20 protein-coding genes are annotated in these 20,481 nt (G+C 50.2%); 2 read left to right on the top strand and 18 right to left on the bottom strand.

The window, feature by feature from the left end:
• Positions 1-38: 38 nt before the first annotated feature.
• From ftsY to ACO5JD_RS00880, 15 genes are all read right to left on the bottom strand, one after another.
• A complete protein-coding gene (ftsY, locus tag ACO5JD_RS00950) occupies positions 39-947 on the bottom strand; it encodes a signal recognition particle-docking protein FtsY (RefSeq protein WP_484987025.1) in 909 nt (302 codons plus the stop codon).
• A complete protein-coding gene (gene smc / locus ACO5JD_RS00945; protein WP_484987023.1) occupies positions 947-4,489 on the bottom strand; it encodes a chromosome segregation protein SMC in 3,543 nt (1,180 codons plus the stop codon). The genes ftsY and smc overlap by 1 nt, the downstream gene beginning before the upstream one ends.
• Entirely contained in the window at positions 4,489-5,256 is a 768-nt protein-coding gene (gene rnc / locus ACO5JD_RS00940; protein WP_021626088.1) for a ribonuclease III, read from the bottom strand. Before rnc ends, smc begins: the two co-directional genes overlap by 1 nt.
• A 9-nt stretch (positions 5,257-5,265) precedes the next feature.
• Positions 5,266-5,502: an acyl carrier protein gene (locus ACO5JD_RS00935; protein WP_035438508.1), complete on the bottom strand. Its 237-nt coding sequence runs from the start codon at positions 5,500-5,502 to the stop codon at positions 5,266-5,268.
• Positions 5,503-5,570: 68 nt separating this feature from the next.
• Entirely contained in the window at positions 5,571-6,569 is a 999-nt protein-coding gene (plsX, locus tag ACO5JD_RS00930) for a phosphate acyltransferase PlsX (RefSeq protein ID WP_484987021.1), read from the bottom strand.
• A 99-nt stretch (positions 6,570-6,668) separates the two neighbouring features.
• Entirely contained in the window at positions 6,669-6,848 is a 180-nt protein-coding gene (rpmF, locus tag ACO5JD_RS00925) for a 50S ribosomal protein L32 (protein WP_021735096.1), read from the bottom strand.
• Between the two features lie 163 nt (positions 6,849-7,011).
• The gene (locus tag ACO5JD_RS00920) at positions 7,012-7,563 is read right to left on the bottom strand and encodes a YceD family protein (protein ID WP_484987019.1); all 552 of its coding nucleotides are present in this window, start codon (positions 7,561-7,563) and stop codon (positions 7,012-7,014) included.
• A 5-nt stretch (positions 7,564-7,568) separates the two neighbouring features.
• Positions 7,569-8,060: a hypothetical protein gene (locus ACO5JD_RS00915; protein ID WP_021626083.1), complete on the bottom strand. Its 492-nt coding sequence runs from the start codon at positions 8,058-8,060 to the stop codon at positions 7,569-7,571.
• A gap of 89 nt (positions 8,061-8,149) precedes the next feature.
• Positions 8,150-8,659, bottom strand: coding sequence for a pantetheine-phosphate adenylyltransferase (coaD, locus tag ACO5JD_RS00910; protein WP_484987017.1), 510 nt, complete (start codon positions 8,657-8,659; stop codon positions 8,150-8,152).
• A complete protein-coding gene (gene rsmD / locus ACO5JD_RS00905) occupies positions 8,640-9,278 on the bottom strand; it encodes a 16S rRNA (guanine(966)-N(2))-methyltransferase RsmD (protein WP_484987015.1) in 639 nt (212 codons plus the stop codon). Before rsmD ends, coaD begins: the two co-directional genes overlap by 20 nt.
• Positions 9,275-11,446 carry an ATP-dependent DNA helicase RecG gene (locus ACO5JD_RS00900; RefSeq protein WP_484987013.1) on the bottom strand — a complete coding sequence of 724 codons (2,172 nt, stop codon included), beginning with the start codon at positions 11,444-11,446 and terminating at the stop codon, positions 9,275-9,277. Before ACO5JD_RS00900 ends, rsmD begins: the two co-directional genes overlap by 4 nt.
• Before the next feature lie 15 nt (positions 11,447-11,461).
• The gene (locus ACO5JD_RS00895; protein ID WP_035438503.1) at positions 11,462-13,126 is read right to left on the bottom strand and encodes a DAK2 domain-containing protein; all 1,665 of its coding nucleotides are present in this window, start codon (positions 13,124-13,126) and stop codon (positions 11,462-11,464) included.
• Positions 13,127-13,214: 88 nt separating this feature from the next.
• Positions 13,215-13,559, bottom strand: a complete 345-nt coding sequence (locus ACO5JD_RS00890; protein WP_035097790.1) for an Asp23/Gls24 family envelope stress response protein — start codon at positions 13,557-13,559, stop codon at positions 13,215-13,217.
• Positions 13,560-13,721: 162 nt separating this feature from the next.
• The gene (gene rpmB / locus ACO5JD_RS00885; protein ID WP_021626077.1) at positions 13,722-13,910 is read right to left on the bottom strand and encodes a 50S ribosomal protein L28; all 189 of its coding nucleotides are present in this window, start codon (positions 13,908-13,910) and stop codon (positions 13,722-13,724) included.
• A 272-nt stretch (positions 13,911-14,182) separates the two neighbouring features.
• Positions 14,183-14,386: an FmdB family zinc ribbon protein gene (locus ACO5JD_RS00880; RefSeq protein ID WP_484987011.1), complete on the bottom strand. Its 204-nt coding sequence runs from the start codon at positions 14,384-14,386 to the stop codon at positions 14,183-14,185.
• A 133-nt stretch (positions 14,387-14,519) separates the two neighbouring features.
• On the opposite strand from ACO5JD_RS00880, the gene ACO5JD_RS00875 reads away from it, so the two are divergent.
• Both ACO5JD_RS00875 and ACO5JD_RS00870 read left to right on the top strand, forming a co-directional pair.
• The gene (locus ACO5JD_RS00875) at positions 14,520-15,878 is read left to right on the top strand and encodes a thiamine diphosphokinase (protein WP_484987009.1); all 1,359 of its coding nucleotides are present in this window, start codon (positions 14,520-14,522) and stop codon (positions 15,876-15,878) included.
• A 433-nt stretch (positions 15,879-16,311) separates the two neighbouring features.
• Complete coding sequence (locus tag ACO5JD_RS00870; protein WP_484987007.1) at positions 16,312-17,292, top strand: hypothetical protein; 981 nt, start codon at positions 16,312-16,314, stop codon at positions 17,290-17,292.
• A 222-nt stretch (positions 17,293-17,514) separates the two neighbouring features.
• Here the strand turns inward: ACO5JD_RS00870 and ACO5JD_RS00865 are convergent, their stop codons facing one another.
• The 3 genes from ACO5JD_RS00865 to def are packed head-to-tail and all read right to left on the bottom strand — an operon-like array spanning position 17,515 to position 20,430.
• Positions 17,515-18,951 carry an RsmB/NOP family class I SAM-dependent RNA methyltransferase gene (locus ACO5JD_RS00865; protein ID WP_484987005.1) on the bottom strand — a complete coding sequence of 479 codons (1,437 nt, stop codon included), beginning with the start codon at positions 18,949-18,951 and terminating at the stop codon, positions 17,515-17,517.
• Positions 18,951-19,877 (bottom strand): methionyl-tRNA formyltransferase, encoded by a 927-nt coding sequence (locus tag ACO5JD_RS00860; protein ID WP_484987003.1) that lies wholly within the window; start codon positions 19,875-19,877, stop codon positions 18,951-18,953. Before ACO5JD_RS00860 ends, ACO5JD_RS00865 begins: the two co-directional genes overlap by 1 nt.
• Before the next feature lies 1 nt (position 19,878).
• Entirely contained in the window at positions 19,879-20,430 is a 552-nt protein-coding gene (def, locus tag ACO5JD_RS00855; RefSeq protein ID WP_484987001.1) for a peptide deformylase, read from the bottom strand.
• Positions 20,431-20,481: the final 51 nt, after the last annotated feature.

Below are 20,481 nucleotides of genomic sequence, written 5' to 3'. Positions count from 1 at the left end.
GTTATACACTAAAAAACATACGCAAAATCACGCTTAAGCTATGCAGTGACATCTCCCACTAATGCTGTCGTATAGGAAAGTGCATCAAAGGACTGCAAATCCTCAATACCCTCACCTACGCCTATACGATAAATCGGAAGTTTTAGCTCATGTGAGATGGCAATAGCAATACCGCCCTTGGCTGTACCGTCAAGTTTGGTAACAATCAGACCATCAATATCAAGCGCATCATTAAACTCGCGCGCCTGAGCAAGACCATTTTGCCCGGTTGTAGCATCAATCACCAAAATTACCGATACAGGAAACACACCATCGGCACGCTTGCGAGTGACACGCACAACCTTCTCAAGCTCACGCATAAGTTCAGGCGAGGTATGCAGGCGTCCTGCTGTATCGATAAGCACTAGTTGGCTGTTGTTTTTCTCAGCAGCATCTAATACGTCATAGCAGACGCTCGCAGGGTCTCCCCCACGTTCACGAGTAATTACAGGCACATGAGCTCGATCGCCCCAAACCTGCAGCTGCTCGATAGCAGCAGCGCGAAAAGTATCCGCACCGCCAATCACAACACCTTGGCCAGCAGATTTTGCAGCCCCTGCTAGTTTTCCCACAGTGGTTGTCTTACCCGCACCATTAATACCAACAAAGAGCACACAGCTTGGCAAATCAGAAAACGGATCACGTTCAGCAGGCGTAAATGCCTGTGCCAGACGCTTTGCCAAAGCAGAACGCAACTGATCGGGACGGACAAGATTTTCACGAGCAGCCTGCTCACGTAAATCATCGGTAACCTGCATTGCTACTTCGCCACCGATATCGCCCATTACCAGACGATCTGTGAGGTCCTCCCAAAAGTCCTCATCAACCTCGCCACCCATATAAAAAATCTCAGAAAGTGCCTCACGAGAACGAGAAAGGCCTTTCTGCAGGCGTTCCATAAAACCCATTAGGCATCAACTACCTTTCCTGTTGCGCGATCAAGTCGCTGACTGACCACACGACTGATACCATCAGCACGCATGGATACACCATACAAGACATCTGCTTGTTCCATCGTGCGCCTTTGGTGGCTGATAACAATGAGCTGCGTCGTTTCCTTAAGACGCTCGATAGCATCCAGAAGCTTGGTGAGGTTGGCATCGTCTAGTGCGGCTTCGACCTCATCAAAGATATAGAAGGGTACCGTGCGCGTCTTGTATACGGCAAAAAGCAATGCCAAAGCCGTAAGCGATTTTTCACCACCGCTCATCAGAGTCATTTTTGCAATACGCTTGCCACGTGGCTGCGCTGAAATCTCAATGCCCGTCTCATCGGGATGATCGGGATCGTCCATCTCAAGATGTGCTTTGCCGCCGGGGAAAAGCAAAGAAAAAACCTCAGAAAAATTGGCGTTTACCTGGTCAAAAACGGTAAGGAACCTCTTGCGCATTTTGCGCTCAATAGCCAAAGTAATTTTGCGCAAAGAAGTACGCGCACGCTCAAGATCCTCAACCTGAGAGGCAATGTAGTCAGCGCGCTCCTTGAGTTTGCTATATTGATCCATCGCGGCCTCGTTAACTGGGCCTAGGGATTCCAGCTGATGAGCGATACGCTCGGCGCGACGTTCACTTTCCTCACGATTGTCAGGAGCAGGTAGCTCAAGTGCCTCCTCAAGAGGCATACCAGTTGCTGCAATAGCCTCAACAGCATGCTTAACTTCGACTTGAACTTTACCAATCTCAATTTTGACCGAAGCCTCTTCAGCCTTAGCAGCATCCAGCTCTTTTGCTGCAGCATCAGCCACTGCACGTGCCTCTGCGATGGTCTTTTTCAATGAATCAGAGCTTGCTTCTTCAAGAGAAGCGCGGTCGCGCAGACGCTCTGCCCATCTAAAAGCACATTCACGTACGGCATCATAACGCTCATGTAGCGGCTCTACACGCAGGCGCACTACATCCAGTGATGCAGCAGCCAGGCGCGTTGTCTCAAGGCGCTCTGTGAGTTGTTTGACCGAACGCAGAAGTTCACGCTCACGAGACTCTAGATGATTACGACGCTCAGAGGTTGTCGCAAGACGCAGCTTGGTTTCCGAATACCTGTCTTGGGCTTCACGCTCTTCGCGACTTGCACGACTGCGCTCAGCATTGATATCTTCAAGTTGAGCAGCAATTTCTTTTGCACGCGTCTGTGCCTCATTGGCTGCTTGCTTGTGACGCTGTACCTGTTCGCGAGCCTCAGCAACCTTATCAGCAGCGGCCTGACGCGTACGCTCTACTTGCTTTTTCTCGGACAATGCCGAGTCATGCTGAGCCGCAAGGCGACCCAATTCAGAAGTAGTTGAACTCAGCTCACCCTTCATTCGTGCAAGTTCACCACGAGCAGCAGAACTTTCATCCCGTGCCGTGGCTAAAGCAGCCTCGGCATCGGCAAGACTTGTAATCGCTGTTTCCAAATTAGCCTGAAGTTGTGGCATAGATGCGCGAAGGGTACGTAGGCGACGCTTGCGCTCAAGAGCACCTGCCGAGGCAGAGGCAAGTTTACCAACTGATGTGCGACCATCACCATGAACCACTGCGCCATCAGCAGAAACAAAGCTAAGTCCTGGATACATCTCATGCGCTTGCAAAGCTTGCTCAGCACTTTCTACATAACGCACACCATCTAACAGGCGCGCGACTAAAGCCTCACAACCTGCTTGCGCCACAACCTTGCCTGCCAAAGCAACACCAGGCAGATTGTCTGCATCCTCATGCGCAAGCGAGGCGCTCTCAAGGGAAAGCAGTGTTGCTGTTCCCTTGCTATTCATCTCGAGAGCAGTTTGTGCCAGCAGTCCTGCTTCCTTGACGCTATCGACTACCAAAGCTGCTAGATCGCCGCCAAAAAACGCTTCAAACGCTGCCTCATATTCGGGAGCCGGTTCCATCACATCAGCTAAGCGATAGCGAATCAAATCTTTTTGAGGACCCCGAGCCAGGGCTGCCACCAAGTCACTTTGATTTTCTCCTGCACGATCAAGAGCCTCTGTAGCAGCAAGATCTGCCTCTGCAGCAGATAAGGCCTTGCGTGCAGATACTTCATGCTCACGCGCCAAAGACACAGCCTCGCGGCATTCAGCGATATGCTGCTCGGCAATATCTTGGTCGGCATGCGCCTGAGCAAGCGACGTCTCGAGCTGCTTTTTGCGTGCTTCAGCTTTTTCTGTAGCGGCTTCATTTTGGGTAAGCTGTTCGGAAATGCGAGACAAACGCTGCTCATAGAGTTCATCTGTTGTCTCAGCAGACTCAATCTGATCACGCAGACGTGCATACGCAAGCGTTTCGGTATCAGATACGTGCTGTGCCTGACGCTGTTCATTATTGAGTTTGTTGACTTGAGCTCCCAATTCACGACGGTGCGCCGTAGCTTCCTCAGAGCTCTGCTTGAGCTCCTTAACAGAGCTACGCAGCTCAGTTTCGGCACCTCGTGCTTCAGCAAGCTCAGACGAAACTGCAGAAAGCAAATGCTCAGCATCTGCGCGCTGCGTTTCTGCAGTCGATAAACTCATACGCATTTCAGAAAGACGGGCAACCATGTTTTTGCCCTTCTCCTCCAAAAGACGTATATCGGAATCCATGCGCCCTAACAAATCTTGCATACGGCGACGCTGACCATCAAGATCACCAACAAAAATGCCCTTTTGTTCAAGCAGAGACTGGTATTTCTCAAGCTCATGATTGCGCTCGTCAAGACGGTACTGAGCTAGCTCTACTCGAGCCGCCGCTTCGTTGCCAGCACTACTAAGCTCGCGATGGCGCAGCTGCAACTGCCGCAAGTCATCAACGGCAAGCGAGGTGCGAATACCTTGAAGTTGCGCTTTAAGATCATGGTGACGGCGCGCTTGATCCACCTGACGTTCAAGGGGGCGTAATTGACGATTGAGCTCGCGTTGCACATCTTTGGCGCGAACCAAATTGGCATCCATCGCTGTCAGCTTGCGCTCGGCGCGCTCCTTACGACGGCGATGCTTGGAGATGCCAGCTGCTTCCTCGATAAGCTCACGACGTTCCTCGGGACGACCTGACAAAATTGAATCCAGCTTGCCCTGACTAATAATAGAATGTGTGTCTTTGCCCAATCCCGAATCATGCAGGATGTCTTGGATATCACGCAAACGCGAAGGGGCACCATTGACCAAATACTCAGACTCTCCCGAGCGATACATGCGCCGTGTAAGTGCCACTTCAGAAAAATCAATTGGAAGAGTATGGTCCTCGTTATCCAAAACGAGCGTGACCTCTGCCACACCCACTGGCTCACGAGCAGAGCTACCTGAAAAAATAACGTCTTCCATAGCTTGACCACGCAACATGCGCGCGCTTTGCTCGCCTAATACCCAAAGTACCGCATCGGACACGTTTGATTTGCCCGAACCGTTAGGTCCTACTACAACGTTAAGACCAGGGTCAAAAGACATCTGCGTTTTGTCAGCAAAGGATTTGAAGCCCTTGAGGGAGAGCGACTTGAGATACATCAGTCTTCCTCCTGATGTTGGGCAAAATAATGCGAGAGTGTCATTGGGGCTGTGGGACTAGGGGCTGTGGCATCCTCAATATAACCTAGACGCACAAGAGCATCTTGAGCTGCAGCGCTTTCGGCATCTTTTTTTGAGCCGCCGCAACCACGACCAATACGTCTACCCTGTACCAGAGCCACAGCATTAAAAGTGGGTTGATGAGCAGGACCACTTTGTCCCACGATTTTGTATTCGGGTCCCTCATGCAGATCACGCTGAGTCACTTCCTGCAGACGTGATTTAGGTGAAATAGGTCGCTCGGCAATTTCAGGGGTAATATGTGGACCCAAGGTACGTCGCACAAAATCATGTGCTTTCTCGTACCCTGCATCCAAATACAGTGCACCAACAACTGCCTCATAAACATTCTCAAGAGCAGACCTCATACCGCGAGCGCCGGTACCCCGCTCTGACTCGCCAAACACGATAAGTTCGCCGATACCCAAATCCTCCGCCACCTCGGACAACATGGGGCCTGAAACCAGAGAAATTTTGAGACGGGTAAGCTCCCCTTCATCCATCTGAGGAAAACGCTCAAACAAATCGGTAGCGACAATGGCCCCCATGATGGAATCGCCTAAAAACTCAAGGCGTTCGTAGGAGTCGGAGACAGGATGACCCTCGACGGCTGAAGGGTGCGTAATGGCAGAGCTAATCAACCGCTGATTGAGAAAATGATGTCCAAGAATTTCCTCAAGGGCGGTGATGCGTTGGTGCAACTTCAAAAGAGCCCCTTACTGTGCTTTCAAAATGACGTCCATCGCGTCGCCAATGGTCTCAATCTCGCCTAGACCATCCTCGTCCACGGTGACTTCAAACTCATCTTCCATGGCAGTTACAAGCTCGAGCATATCAAAAGAATCAGCACCCAAATCGTTGAAGCTCGTAGTTTCGGTCAACTCGTCAGCATCAACCTCAAGGGTCTCAGCGATAAGCGTGGCGACCTTGTCAAAAATTTCGCTGCGATCCATCATTCAGTCCTCTCTTAAACAACAAATCAAAACAAACACTTTGAGAAGATTGTAACCCCTGGGGCACCTTATTTTGTTGCCACAAGCTCATCGGAAATGTTGGCAACGAGACCAGAATTGACAGCAGCAGCGGCTGCAAGAGTACCGTGCTTAATTGCCTGAACTGAAGTGGCGCCATGACCAATGAACACGGGTGCTTTACAACCCAAAAGCACTGCTCCACCGTACTCATCGCCCGAAAGTGCAAGAGCTACTTCTTTAAGAGGCGATTTAATAAGCAGTGCGCCAAGGCCAACCACAGGTGATGCCTTGGCAGCTTTTTTGATTTCGGAAACCAAAAACTTTGCGGTGCCCTCAAGGGTCTTGAGCGCCACATTACCTGTAAATCCATCGGTCACGATAACGTCAAAGGCATCCCCAAAAAGATCAGAGCCCTCACAATTGCCAGCAAACCAGCCCGTGCTAGCTGCAGCCTCTACCAGCGCTTCATGAGCTGCAAGCGTTGCCTCAGAGCCTTTGGTCTCTTCTGCACCATTGGAAAGCAGAGCCACTTTGGGATCTGTCACCCCCAAAGTCACCTTGGCATAAGCACGTCCCATTTGAGCAAACTGCACCATCATTTCGGGACGAGCATCTGCATTGGCTCCAAGATCCACAAAAACCGTCCTATGCGCACTGCCACTTGGCAGAGCCGCTGCCAAAGCAGGACGCTTGACACCACGAATCCTGCCTACACCGAGAGTTGCTGCTGCAAAAATCGCACCTGTTGCCCCTGCAGAAAAGAAACCATCAGCTTTGCCCGCTCGTACCGCTGCACAAGCTCGAACAATTGAAGAATCCTTTTTGTTGCGAACTGCCTCAGCTGGATGTTCTTCCATGCCTATAACCTCAGTCGATACCAACGCCTCAACACGGGAACGTGCAGCAGCAAATGGTTCTACAAACTCAGCCGCACCAACAGCCAAGACTTGTAACTGAGGATCCTCAGCCAAAGCAGCATCAATTCCATCAAGAACTACCTGAGGCTCTTTGTCTCCGCCCATTACATCAACACAGATGCAGGTCATGCGGAACTCCTCTCAATTGGCAAACTACGCCTAAAACCTAATAAAAAAGGGTCGACCCCACGAGGAGACCGACCCCAGACTGTCCCTTGCAGCATGAGGCTACTCGGTGACAATGACCTCGCGGTCCTTGTAGTAGCCACAGTTGGGGCACACATGATGCGGCAGCTTGGGGGCGCCGCAGCGGGGACACACCGAGCGGCTAGGTGCCGTGAGCTTGCTGTTTGCCGAACGGCGGGTGTGGGTGGCACCGCGACCCTTCTTTTGCTTAGGAACTGCCATGTTGACCTCTGCTTCCAACTCATCTCGCACCGTCCGTAGTCTATGCGACGGCACGGTCCTACCTAATCACACAAAACGAAATTGTAGCACGCATATAGTCTGTGTGCCACTATCTGCATATCTTTCTCCCAAAAAGCCGCAGGAGCAAGTAAGCTACTCGATGTTAATCCTCCAGTTTAAGCTCCTTGAGCTTGGCAAAAGGACTTGATGACAATCTGTCCTGCTCGATTTGAACTGCATGGCCACAATCTTCTTCATTGAGATTGGCACCACATACAGGACAAAGACCGCGACAGTCAGGCTTACACAAAACGACGAAGGGGGTTTCCATCAGCAGAGCTGAACTAAGCGCTTCAGACAAGTCAATGGTCTGATCGGCAGAGACCAACGCAAAGTCAATCTCATCTTCATCGTCACCCAAGCTAGCGGGATCAGGCTCATGGAAGAGAAAATACTCGTCTACTTCACCCGCAACATCAAACTCAGCCTTCTCAAGACAGCGATCGCAAGAGCCAACAACGTGCGCATTGAGCATGCCCGTAGCCAAAATACCTTCACCAGCATTGGTGAGCATCAAATCATAATCAATACCTGCAGGAAGTATGAAATCATGATCACCGAGGGTATAGCCCTCTTCGTCAAGATGACCCATCAGCGGTAGAGTACTACCGGGATCTGCAAGTCTTGCGTCTAAAGGAATAATCAGCGGCTGCATGCCGTCTACCAACCTGCCTCTTCACGACGAGAGGAAGAACCTTCCTCAATCGTCTGACGGACTCGCGTAACTGAGCTCGTCATCGACTTAAGGTTGTCCTCAAGATGAGCGAGTACGGAGTCGGCATAGGACTCGGCATTGTAACGTGTATCGCGCTCATACTGAGAAGCCTGGTCACGAATCTGGTCGGCTTGATGCTGAGCCAAACGAACTACCTCTTGGTCGCCAGCCAAAATCATCGCCTGCTGCTGCGCATCAGCGATGATAGCATCAGCCTGCTGCTGCGCACGATCAAGAGTCTCCTGCTCTTCCTTGACAATGCGACGTGCATCGGCGAACTCCTGGGGGAAACGATCACGAATCTCATCCAGGATCTCGTAGATCTCCTGGGCGTCGACAACCTTCTTTTGAGCACCGCCAGCAAAGGGTTGCTTTGCCTCACTGATAATCTGCTCGAGCTCGCCGACCAGGCTCTCGATCTCCTCACCTGGCTGCATCTGGGACTCCTTCCGTCCTGAGTTCGTTTTGAGCAAGCTTAAGTCCAAGCTGCTATATCTCACACTTATTTTAGAATGGTAGCAGAAACTTAAGCACCATAATGCTCAAGCAAGCAAGACTGCACATTGGGCGGTACCAAAAAAGACACATCAGATCCCAAAGAGGCCAGCTCACGCACAATTGATGATGAAACATAACCATATTTGCTTGCCGACATGACAAAAATAGACTCAATATCCGAATCAAGACGCGTGTTAAGGGCTGCTTGTTGAAGTTCATACTCAAAATCGGTCATTGCACGCAGACCCTTGACCACTCCACGAGCACCGAGCTGCTGACAAAAACTCACCAGCAGACCACTAAAGGGCTTTACGTCCACATCATCAATACCTTCTGCATGAAGCGCATCAGCAATCATGGACACACGCTCATCCAAAGAAAATGCCGTACCTACCCCATTTTTGCCCTGAGAAGCTGCTACTGCCACCGTGACCTTGGGAAAGAGGCGCCGCGCACGCTCAATGACATCAAGATGTCCAAAGGTAACTGGATCAAAAGTACCAGGCACCACTACATGATCAATAATTTGCGCGCTCATATACACGTCCCTCATCATCAGCTTCACTCATCTTGCCGACATCATATATCAGCAGATCAACAGTAGTAATTCCTTGCTTTTTTGACTTCATGAGCATCGCTTTGGGCAACGTAAGACCAGAAGTCTTGACTTCATGCTCATAGAGTATGCGTGCCGACGGAGCAAGCAGACCCTGTTGGTCGAGATCCTCAACCAACTGAGAAATCTGCCCCGCTGCAATCGCATAGGGCGGATCAAGCAAAACAAGGTCAAAAGGAGCACCCCAAAGACCTCCGCGCTTTATGAGGGTCCATATATCACCTACGACTACACGAGTCATTCTTTGTGCCTGCAGCGCTGCACAATTACGTTTGACAACTGCAGCAGAATTACGATTAATATCTACAAAAGAGCAGCTTGCAGCCCCGCGAGATAGTAGCTCAAGTCCCAAGGCTCCGCTTCCTGCAAAAGCATCAAGTATGTGTATGCCACTCAAATCCAAAGCAAAAGATGACAAGACCATTGAGGCAATACGCTCACGTGTACGGTCTGTTGAGGGGCGTGTTACCTCACGACCTTTGGGTGTCTCAAGAGTTTTTCCTTTCCACATGCCACCTACAATGCGCAGCTGCCCACTCATACGCGCTCTACCTCTTCAAAATACACTCCAAAACGATCGTGTAATTCTATGGCAAGGGGGGCATGTTCGGGTAGTTGAAGTTCTGGGTCTGCTTGCATCAAGGCAAGTGCATCCTCATGAGCCCATCCAATCAAATCCTGATCGGTTGCAAGGTCAGATAGCTGCAAATTCATGCCGCCATGTTGGCGATAGCCTAGCACTTCTCCCTCATGGCGCAATTGGAGGTCGAGCTCTGCCAATTTAAAACCATCGGAGGTTGCCTCAAGCGCATCAATACGTCTACGAGCAGGGCTATTTTTCTTTGAGGCGCACACCATCCAAGCTTGACCTGCAAGCTGACCTCGACCAACACGCCCTCTCAGTTGGTGTAAGGTTGCCAAACCAAAACGATCAGAGTCAAAAACCAACATGACCGTAACCTGAGGCACATCAACACCAACTTCAACAACCGTAGTGCAAACCAGTACCTGAATTTCACCACGGCGGAATTGCTCCATCACCGCATCCTTGTCAGCAGCAGTCATGCGACCAGTCAGCATAGCTACCTGTGCTCCAGGTACCATGCGCTGCACTTCGGGCAAGGTAGAAACAACTGAATGTAGCTGCTGAGATGCAACTTTATTGGTCTCGGGAATGTCTTCAAGATCGCTACCCTCATCACTATCGTCAATTAAAGGACAGACGACATAGGCAGCCTGACCTGAGGCAACAGCAGTGCGTATAGCTCCCCAGGCAAGATCTAAATTGGCGGGAACCACCGAGCGAGTTGTTACGCCAGCACCCGCGAGAGGACGCTTTTTAATGACAGAAAACTCCATGTCACCATAGAAAGTCAGCGCAAGGGTACGTGGAATAGGTGTTGCTGTCATAGCCAGCAAGTCCGCGCCAGGACCTTTTCGCCGCAAGGCCACACGCTGGTCAACACCAAAGCGGTGCTGCTCGTCAACCACAACAAGACTGAGTTTGTGAAACTGCAACGTATCTGAGAGCAGAGCCGTCGTACCAAATACGATGCTGCACTCCCCCGCTGCTACGGCTTCTGTAATATCAGCGCGCTCAGAGTTAGGAGTAGCGCTTGTAAGCAAAGCCCAGCTGATGTGTGCTATATCGAGCAATGGGCCAAGTTTTTCAGCATATTGACGAGCCAAAACCGAAGTCGGTGCCATCATGGCCGCCTGAGTACGACTATCCGCACAAGTTGCCAAAGCCAAGGCAGCAACAACAGTCTTGCCTGTACCTACATCACCAAGAAGCAAGCGATTCATCACTTGGGGAGCCGCCATATCGCGCAGGATTTCCCGACTTGCACGGCTCTGCTCGTCCGAAAGTTTAAAAGGTAAAGCAGCAGTTAGGGCATGCAGATGCTCTCCATTTATGCAGTGTTGCACAGGACGCACACCCGCATCTTGTAGATGCTGTCGCACAAGTAGGGTTAACTGCAAGCAGAGTAGCTCATCATAAGCAAGACGACGACGAGCTTGCTCGGCCTCAGTTTTACTGTCAGGGTAATGAATGGAACGCAATGCAGGAGCAAGACCCATGAGCTGACGACGCGCCACAAGAGCCGCAGGTAAGGGATCGCAAACGTCCCCCATATCTGCAAGAGCTGCCGAGGTTAAACGCCTCATCCAACCCGCGCCTAAACCTTCAGTTAAAGCATAGTTAGGAATCAAACGAGCGAGATTTGCTTGGTCATTATCACTGTCAAGCTTTTCCCAAAAAGCAGGATTCATACGCCTAAAGCCATAGCCAAAGCTCACCTTGCCCGAAAGCATAATGCGGTCACCTGGCTTTACCTGATCGGCGACCCAAGGCTGACGAAAAAACGTTGCCAACATAATGCCCGAATCGTCTACCAGTGCAAGTTCCACTAATTGCAGACGAGGTTTAGGCTGCTTAAGCTCAACTTTGTCTACAGTCGCAATAATTGTTGCATCGCTTCCCACCTGCGCCAGGGCAATGGGAACTACGCGAGAATAGTCGCTGTAGCGAGTAGGAATATGCAATAGCAGGTCCCGAGCACGCTCGATACCCAGCCTCGCCAAAGCTCCGCCACCCGTTCCTCCAGAGAAACGAGATGCGAATCTTAATTTGGACACCCCGCCTGCAAGCAAAGCTGTCCTTTGCAGGCGACCTGCCGCCTCACCAATACTGGGAGCATGCCCCATAGGGACTCCCATCACCTACTCGATAGAGAAAATCACAGGATACAGAGGCTGTTCGCCGCGTTGAGCATCAATTTCGAGATCAGGCTGAACTTCTTCAATACGCTCTTGAAGCTGCTCAAATGCCTCGTCATCCATATCAGAACCAGCAAGCAGAGTTAGCGTATCGCCTTCCTCGTCATCCATCATCTTGGCGATAAGGTCAAGTGTAACCTGAGCAACATCGTTACCAACAACGGTAATCTCGCCGCCCTCGATACCCATAACGTCGCCAGAATGAATGGGGCTGCCATCAGCTGCCTGTGAATCGCGAACCGCGGTAGTAACCTCACCATCGCGAACATCAGCAATTGCAGCGCTCATTTCTTCGACGTTATCCTCGAGACTTGCTTCGTGATCGACAACAAACATGGCCGAGAATGCTTGAGGGACAGTCTTGGTAGGAACAACCGCTGCTTTCACATCTTCACAGGCACTCACAGCCGCTTCGGAAGCCATACGAATATTGCCATTATTGGGAAGCACAATAACCTGCTCGGCATGAGCACTTTCAATAGCCTCAAGAATATCAGCAGTCGAGGGGTTCATCGTCTGACCACCAGAAACTACCACGTCAACACCCAAAGACTTCAAAATCTCTGCTTCACCACTACCAGCAGCCACAGCGACAAAACCTAATGATTTGCGAGGCTCATTGGAAGCTGACTTTGCGTCCTTATCAGCAGCAATCTTTTCGGTGCGCTCTTGAGCCTCAAGATCCATATTGTGTACAAAAACATTGTAAATCTGACCACGATGCAACATGTGACGCAGGACATGATCAGGCCTGTTGGTATGAACATGGATTTTGTAGTCAGGGTTGGAGCCAACAAGGAGCTCACAGTCGCCCTGAGCAGACAGGTAACCGAGGCATGCTGCCTCATCAAACTGGGCACTATCTGCATGGAAGAGGAACTCTGTGCAGTAACGGAACTCAGAGCCCTCCCAATCATCGTTGAGCTCAATATCAACCACATTGGCGACATCTGCCTTGGCATCAACGGTTGTCTTGAAGGAACTAATCTCGCCCGCCTTTCCTTGGTAAGCGTTGACGAAGGCTTCAAAGAAAGTTGCAAGACCAAAGGCGCCAGAGTCAACAACACCATTTTCTTTGAGGACAGGAAGCAATTCGGGAGTACGTGCAACCGACTCATATGCCTCAACCACTAGTGCATCAAGCATGTCAGGAACCGAAATCTTGGTGCGAGCAAGTTCATCTGCTTTGGCAGAAGTATCCTTGAGAACGGTCAAAATGGTACCTGCTACTGGTTTGCGCACAGCTTTGAAAGCAACCTTGACACCGTTGCGTAGAGCAACTGCAATATCACCAGGAGTTGCATCTGCGCCCTTGGCAAGAGTCAAGCCCTCAGCCACACCACGAAGAATCTGGCTGGTAATAACACCCGAGTTACCGCGGGCACCCATCAGGGATCCATGAGTAATCGCCTTGGCAATGTCTTCTACCGTAGCTGAACTCGGCAGAGACTCAACCTCCTTGACCACCGTACCCAAGGTTAAAGACATGTTGGTACCCGTATCACCATCAGGCACGGGGAATACATTGAGTTTGTTAATTTCTTCTGCCTTGTCGGCAACGACCTGAGCCGCAATCGGAAAACATGTGCGGATAACTTTGGAAATCATCTTTGATCCTCTTGGCTGTGTCGGCAAAGGCGCGATGCGAGTCTGCCTGACGAACGTCTCTTGCATGGGGTTTTAGCGTTTAAGCTGCCTAGCTTACGCGCATACCCTCGATGTGAACTTTGACCTCAACATCGTTGAGCTCGGCAATTTGGCTCAGGATGAATTTGACTGCGCTCACAAGGTTCGAGGAAACCTGGCCAATATTGACACCAGACTCGACTACTACGTGCAGGTCAACAACAACCGAAGAACCCTCGGCACTCACACCGATGCCCTTGCGCAGACGATAGGTTGGAAGCAAGCGAATAACACCTGTTTGAGACTCAGTGTCGGCCATACCCACGACGCCGTAGCATTCGAGGGCAGCGTAACCCGCAAGGTCTGCAATACAATCGTTGGAAACCTTGAGGATGCCTGGGGTGGCGTTTGCCATGACCTCTCCTTCCATACGGTCGAAACGTCGTCTCGACCCAGAATATTCTTTGGAAAGTATAGCGCACCAATACATGCTAGCGGAGTTTTGGCACAAAAGCTGCTGATACACAAATGGGGCCCCCGAGGGAGCCCCTAAACTTCAGAGTAAATTCCGCAGGCGCTATGCGCGAACGAGATTGCCCTTCTTAAGGCAGCGGGTGCAGACATTAATCTGGACACGACGGCCATCTTTGACGACATGGACGCGCTGGATATTGGGCTTAAACGCACGGTTAACCGTACGGTGAGAGTGGCTGATTGAACGACCAGCGACGGCATGCTTGCCGCAGATATCACAAACCTTCGACATACTTCCTACCTCCAAGGCGGCGCTCCTGCGCCCATATGGGCTCCGCGCCCGCAAACTGCATAGCCGTATTAAAATAGCACACAATGTGCCTTATGCAAGGGACAACCCCTACTTATTGTGCTGATTGTGGACAAGAAACCCTCAAAGCACACAGTAATTACGACTATCATTCCAAAAACTTTTTCACATACGTTCTGCTTGCGTATTCTTTATTGCAAGTAAGCAAGCTACATTCACTTTGCCTGCAGTTTTGCAGCTGCAACGCACACAAACTATTTGCCTGTACTCGAGGCTAAACGACCACGTTGATCGGTGTTGTAGTAGCCAGAACCTTTGAATTCAATACCATAGGTTTTGAACATACGCTCCGCATGCGAGCCGCACTTAGGGCAAGAAATCTCAGGATGAGCACTCATAGAATGCTCAATTTCAAAAACATTGCCACAGGAGCTGCATTTGTAGTCATAGCGTGCCATTATTCCTCCGAGTAAATACATTTGCGATGTGTTTCCCAAAAACACTCTACCCAACCTTGGGAAAATTCTCCAAGTCACGTATCATCTGACAAAAATATGACAAGCTAACAGCAAACCACAAGGGGAGCTCAATATGAAAATCTCTGGTGCAATTTTTGATTGTGACGGCACGATTCTTGACTCTATGCCCATGTGGAACAGGATATTTCCCGATTGGTTGGATAGCCATAATATTCCTAATGCTCACATGCTTGCCGAAAAGTATGAGTACATGAATTTTCAAGACGAGTGCTTTTTCTTTCATGATGAGTTTGGTGTGTGTGCCAGTCGTGAAGAAGCTTTTGCTGAAGTTTGTGCACAAGTACGTATAGCTTACGAGACTGAAGTTGCGCCATTTGAAGGTGTAGACCTATGGCTTGAGACGCTTAAGACGGCAAAAATTCCAATGGTCATTGCCTCGTCTACCACAACACCTTTGGTCAAGGAGGCACTTGCCTACCATGGCTTACTCGATTATTTCTCGGACATACTGTACACAGGTGAGGTTGATGCCGACAAAACACAGGCTGACATCTATTTTGCTGCTCGTGATGTACTGGATACACCTGTTGATGAAACATGGGTATTTGAAGATGCGCCATTTGGTGTTAACACTGCTCATAAAGCAGGATTTCCCACAATATGCCTTTTTAACGACCATGATGGACGCGATGAGAACTTTATGCGCGCCAACTGTGACGTTTTTGTCCATGGATATCCCGAATTAAGCCTGGATTTATTAACTGACTATGCCCGATCGCTCACCACAGCACCTACAGACACGTTGCATTGCTTGGTAATAGGAGGTTCTCCCACACCAAGCTCAACAGATCTTGTTACACGCCTTGCCGCTGATGCTGACTGGATTGTTGCTGTCGATCGTGGGGCTGAGACACTAAAAGCCGCAGGTATTAAACCCGATGCATTTTGTGGAGACGACGATACAGCAAGTCCTGCTACATGCGATTGGGCCCGCTCAGTAGCACATACTTCCTTGCTTTATCCCACAAAAAAATATGCAACCGACCTAGCCATCGCCCTTGAGAGCGCAACGCACGAAGCAGCGCGTCGCAACTCAAATTTGCGCCTGACACTCAGCTGTATCTCAGGTGGCAGACAAGACCATCAGTTGGGTGTTTGGGGCAACTTGACAGCCTATGCCAATGCTTGTCCACATATTGTGGAAGACAATGAAGGTTCTGCTTGGGAATGTCGTCTGCTCTCCCCTGCCGGTGAGACAAGCTGGACACTTGATGCTGGAGCCGTGGGCAAGACTTTTTCTGCAGTAGCATTGACACCCGACACATTTGCTTCCGAAATAGGACTGCGTTGGGAAGTTAATCACAAAAACTTTGCCTTGCTGTCCGATGTTGGCATCTCCAACGAAATTGTCTCTGAAAATGCCCGTATCAACTGCCACCAAGGCATCCTTGCTTGCTTCTTGCTGTCCTAGCAACACCTCGACACAGCTTACGTTTTGCTTGACCGCTTTGCTTTGCTTTTCTCACACAAACGGTTCATTCTTCGACGGGCACTCACACAAATGGTTCATCCTTCGGCCTACCGAAAAAAATGACCAGCTGTTTTGTGTACTCCAACTCCGACACTTGAACCATTTATTTGGAAAGACTCCGACACTTGAACCGTCTGCCAAGCAAAAAGGATTATTTAGTAGCCTACTTGCTGAAATCCTAGGGCAGTTTTGTGCAAGCTGCAGGTCAGTTTGAGGGAAGCCATATTTCGGAATCAATACCATATTCACCAATTATCACTGAGGTTAATCTAAGCTCAAAAAAGCAGCATAGAGCACATTGATTCGCTGCTTCTTGAAGCATTTTTACACATTCTCGTCTATGGGCTTCGGTGATTAAATGGCCAACTTCCACATGCAAATCATTACCTCTATGCTTGATGAAGCAGAGCAGAGACAAACATGTGCTTGGACGAACAACAAAGCCTTGCAAGATACCTTTTGTCATTGCAAAGCACGAGAAGACATTATTAGTCCTGTGCCCAGCCTTTATATACGCAAAGAATATTGGAACCAATTGAATTTTAATAATAAACATCTTTATATTGCGCGCGCTCTAACTGCAAAGCATCCTAACTGGATTTTTTGCGGTCCAACTGCAGCATTAGCATACGGTTTTGAGGTTCCCTATTGGCAACTTCAAAAAATTCACGTTACACATCTAAAAAGCTGCTCTCGCGAAAACCAATACATCTGCCATCATCGTTATATCCCGCGCATGAAAAACAGATTGCAACACCCATACATTTCAGCAGGAATACCCGTCCTTAGCACCGCAGAAACTTTGGCCCAATGTTTGCGAATGTCTAATTTTGCTGATGGATTATGTATAGCAGATTCAGGATTGCGCACATTAAATCAGACAAAAGAATGGTTACTTAACGAGGTTAACCACTTAGGATTCCGCCAGAAAGGGATTGCGCAGGCAAGAATTACTGCAGGTTTTGCCGATGCGCGTGCAGAAAGCGGAGGCGAGTCAATAGCTCGCGCCCATATTCTTGAACTTGGCTTTGCTTCACCAGAGTTGCAAGCAACAATTATTGACCCCATAAGCAAAGCAACATATCGAGTTGATTTTCTCTGGACATTGCCCACAGGACAAAGGATTATCGGGGAACTAGATGGACGACAGAAATACGTAAATCCAGACATGACCCAAGGACGCTCTGCCATTGATGTTTTAACAGCAGAACGATTGCGAGAATCGCGTCTCTCCCGACTAGCAAGCATCATGCGCTTTTCATTCGCAAATGCATGTGATTTAGCTTTCTTTTACCAGCTATTACAGTCATTTGGAGTTCCCCATGCACTACAACCATTCATCACCCGGGACTAATGGCCTTTAGTTTTGGGACTGATGGCTTTTAGTTTTGCGTCCTCCGCATCAGTATGTGCTACTCAATTTGAAATGTGCTACTAAAGATGGTTCAAGTTTCGAAGTTGGAGTACACAAAACAGCTGGTCATTTTTTTCGGTAGGCCGAAGGATGAACCATTTGGGTGAGTGCAGGTCGAAGGATGAACCATCTGTGTGGATAAGAGTCGAAGAATAAATTGGCTTAGTTGCGGCGGAAAAGAGCGCAAAAGTGACCATCAAAGGAAGCAACGCGAGGATGCGAGGCAAAGTAGCCTTCAGACGTAACACAAGATGCCACAAGTCCGTATGCAGCATCGCTTAAAGAACGCACTGCTGGAGCCTCAAGCACAGAGACTCGCTCAAATGAACGGCCTTCGGGGCTCTCGAGAAATGCTTGAACCACACCGGTATTTTCCTGCTCGAGCAAAGAGCAGGTCGCATAGGCCAAACTGCCACCCGGACGTACTCGTTGCGATGCGGCGCGAAGCATACGCAACTGTAAGGCAGGTAGTGAATCTGCTCTATGAGACATCACCGATGCACGGGAAAGGCCCCAAACAATTTCTGGATGGCGGCGCAATGTGCCCGTACCCGAACACGGCGCATCTATAAAGACCATGTCAAAACCGCCGCTCAGCACAGCGGGCAACTGCGGCGAATCGAGCTGGCAAGCGTCAAAACAAAGGTTTTGCGTGTGAGCAGAAACCCCAGCTACGGCCATACGGCTGGACGCAAGCCGTACCTTATAATCCTCGGAATCAATACTCACTATCTCAGCAAGGCCACCTTGCTCGAGCGCAGCCATTTGTAACAACAATGTTTTGGTACCTCTACCCTGACCTACTTCCAACACACGCTGACCTGGAAGAGGACCTGCAATACGAGCAACCATCTGAGCTGCTAAATCTACGGGCAGGACAATAGCATTGCGCACCAATCCAGAAGGTGCCAAGCGAGCAGGATTTGTCACCTGCCAAGAGCCCGGAATAACTAACGGCTGTGCTTCAAGACGAGCTTGTTGCATCCGTCGCGCAGCTTCCTCGGGACTCAACATAGCCAAGTTGGTTGCAATATACACTGGTGCTGGTTCGAGCTGCGCCAAAGCGCACTCACGACACACTTCCTCACCGCACGAAGCCAACAGTTGATAAATCAACGGCTCGGGCATTCCGCAGGCAATCGCAATGTCTTTGGCAAGCAAATCTGAGCTGCCCTCATATATACGACGCTCGGCTTCGCAGATAGCTGCAACATCTTGCTCGGACACACGATGCAACACCGCATTGGCAAGGCCCGCTGCACGCGGGACAGCACGACGCACCAACTCAACACCCTGACTTATAACCACCGCTGTTGGGGTATCCAACCAGCAGAGCTCATAGCAAGCAACGCGCAACGCATCCCGCACACGTGGCTCAATATGCACTCCATGCCTCAAGTGAGAGTCAATCATGGCATCAAGTGCGCCAACGGTAGCCGTCACACCCAAAGCCAAACGGGATGCCAAAGCCCTATCTCGCGATGCAAGTCCAGCCATCGCTCGAGATGTGCGCAATAAATCGCGCATATGTGCCCCTCGCCGGCGGCGCTCGGACACCATCTCAAAAGCAACTACACGTGCAGGCGAGAGGGCAGACACTACATATCACCCCAGACAGGATCCCCGCGAAGGCCGGCCAGCCAAGCAGAGACGGGCATTTCTCGCTTACCATCAGGCTTTACCAACAATAATTCCAGCGCGCCATCAGCACAACCCAAAAAGAGCCTCGTACCATCAATCAATACTTCACCAGTAGCGATATTCACGGTAGGTGCAGCAACCGCACGCAAGACACGCACGCCACGCCCACACACCATAGCACGCGCAGGAGCAGCATCAGTAGCCGCGCTGATACGCAACAAATTAGTGCATGTGCCATCGGCAGGCGCCAAGCGCATCTCAGCTTTGTTTATCTTTTTTGCATAACAGACCTGAGAGGTGTCCTGTTCAGTCCATCTGTCAGTACCTGCCTCCATCTCATGGATGGCGTCTACCAGCTCGGTAGCGCCAAGTTCAGCTAAGCTCTGGGTAATTTCTGCGGCAGATAGACCTTTAGGGTCAATAGATGCTTGACGACACCACGGTCCCGCATCAAGTTCATGAGCAATACGCATGATAGAGATGCCAATACGATCATCGCCAGCGAGGATGGCGCGCTGAATAGGAGCGGCACCGCGCCAGCGCGGCAGCAGCGACCCATGTACATTAATCGCACCAAAGCGTGCCAAATCAGTCGACAGCAGCTCATCCGGCAAAATCGCACCATAGGCAGCAACAGCAATAACATCAGGTGCCACCTCACGAATGCTCGCGATTTCAGTTGCGCCAATACGTTTTGTTTCGATAACAGGAATGCCCAGTTCAAGCGCACGCTTTTTAACAGGAGATGCTATAAGCTCCTTGCCTCGCCCACGCACCGCATCGGGCATAGTTAGCACAAGCGCCACATCAAATTCATGCGATAGGGCAGATAGAGAGGGCACAGCAAAATCGGGAGTGCCCATAAAGACAACTCTCAGCGACATGCTAGTCTTCCCCTCCAACATCTCCAGGCTTAGCACCACGGGCAAGTGCAGCCTCAAAATCGCGAATGGCTGCTGCACGTGCCAAAGGACGCAGATGGTCAACCATTGTCACACCATGAATATGATCGATCTCGTGCTGCAAACAAACTGCCAGTAGATTATCGCGAGCCTCATATTGCATTAATTCACCATCAAGGTTGAGCGCTTGCACAATAACATGAGAAGGACGAGTGACCTCACAAGTAATGCCGGGATAGGATAGGCAGCCCTCCCCTGTTGTACGTTCAGGACCGTCCGCCACAATGATTTTAGGATTGATAAGCACATAAGGATTCTTGCGTCCACCTGGCTCGGCATAATCAACATCGATAACAACCATCTGCACCAGTTTGCCCACCTGCGGCGCTGCAAGCCCAACGCCATCAGTCGCATACATATCCTTAAGCATATGCTTTGCTAATTGCCGCACATCGTCATCAATGGTCTCAATCGGCTCGCACTCAACATGCAAGCGGTCATCATTGCCAAAGACAATATCTTGAACCGCGCTCATCGTAACTCCTTAGAAAAATGTTGCCTAAAAGTAGCGCTTGGGCAACATAAG

It is taken from the genome of Olegusella sp., from assembly GCF_057238325.1.
Note: the sequence above shows the minus strand (reverse complement) of the source record. Positions and strands in the feature narration are given on the sequence as shown.

What these genes read in the sequence shown, in the direction of transcription:
- ftsY (WP_484987025.1), bottom strand. Translation starts at nt 947, where the DNA reads ATGGGTTTTATGGAACGCCTGCAGAAAGGCCTTTCTCGTTCTCGTGAG.
- smc (WP_484987023.1), bottom strand. Translation starts at nt 4,489, where the DNA reads ATGTATCTCAAGTCGCTCTCCCTCAAGGGCTTCAAATCCTTTGCTGAC.
- ACO5JD_RS00935 (WP_035438508.1), bottom strand. Translation starts at nt 5,502, where the DNA reads ATGGATCGCAGCGAAATTTTTGACAAGGTCGCCACGCTTATCGCTGAG.
- plsX (WP_484987021.1), bottom strand. Translation starts at nt 6,569, where the DNA reads ATGACCTGCATCTGTGTTGATGTAATGGGCGGAGACAAAGAGCCTCAG.
- rpmF (WP_021735096.1), bottom strand. Translation starts at nt 6,848, where the DNA reads ATGGCAGTTCCTAAGCAAAAGAAGGGTCGCGGTGCCACCCACACCCGC.
- ACO5JD_RS00920 (WP_484987019.1), bottom strand. Translation starts at nt 7,563, where the DNA reads ATGCAGCCGCTGATTATTCCTTTAGACGCAAGACTTGCAGATCCCGGT.
- ACO5JD_RS00915 (WP_021626083.1), bottom strand. Translation starts at nt 8,060, where the DNA reads ATGCAGCCAGGTGAGGAGATCGAGAGCCTGGTCGGCGAGCTCGAGCAG.
- coaD (WP_484987017.1), bottom strand. Translation starts at nt 8,659, where the DNA reads ATGAGCGCGCAAATTATTGATCATGTAGTGGTGCCTGGTACTTTTGAT.
- rsmD (WP_484987015.1), bottom strand. Translation starts at nt 9,278, where the DNA reads ATGAGTGGGCAGCTGCGCATTGTAGGTGGCATGTGGAAAGGAAAAACT.
- ACO5JD_RS00900 (WP_484987013.1), bottom strand. Translation starts at nt 11,446, where the DNA reads ATGGGGCATGCTCCCAGTATTGGTGAGGCGGCAGGTCGCCTGCAAAGG.
- ACO5JD_RS00895 (WP_035438503.1), bottom strand. Translation starts at nt 13,126, where the DNA reads ATGATTTCCAAAGTTATCCGCACATGTTTTCCGATTGCGGCTCAGGTC.
- ACO5JD_RS00890 (WP_035097790.1), bottom strand. Translation starts at nt 13,559, where the DNA reads ATGGCAAACGCCACCCCAGGCATCCTCAAGGTTTCCAACGATTGTATT.
- rpmB (WP_021626077.1), bottom strand. Translation starts at nt 13,910, where the DNA reads ATGTCGAAGGTTTGTGATATCTGCGGCAAGCATGCCGTCGCTGGTCGT.
- ACO5JD_RS00880 (WP_484987011.1), bottom strand. Translation starts at nt 14,386, where the DNA reads ATGGCACGCTATGACTACAAATGCAGCTCCTGTGGCAATGTTTTTGAA.
- ACO5JD_RS00875 (WP_484987009.1), top strand. Translation starts at nt 14,520, where the DNA reads ATGAAAATCTCTGGTGCAATTTTTGATTGTGACGGCACGATTCTTGAC.
- ACO5JD_RS00870 (WP_484987007.1), top strand. Translation starts at nt 16,312, where the DNA reads ATGCAAATCATTACCTCTATGCTTGATGAAGCAGAGCAGAGACAAACA.
- ACO5JD_RS00860 (WP_484987003.1), bottom strand. Translation starts at nt 19,877, where the DNA reads ATGTCGCTGAGAGTTGTCTTTATGGGCACTCCCGATTTTGCTGTGCCC.
- def (WP_484987001.1), bottom strand. Translation starts at nt 20,430, where the DNA reads ATGAGCGCGGTTCAAGATATTGTCTTTGGCAATGATGACCGCTTGCAT.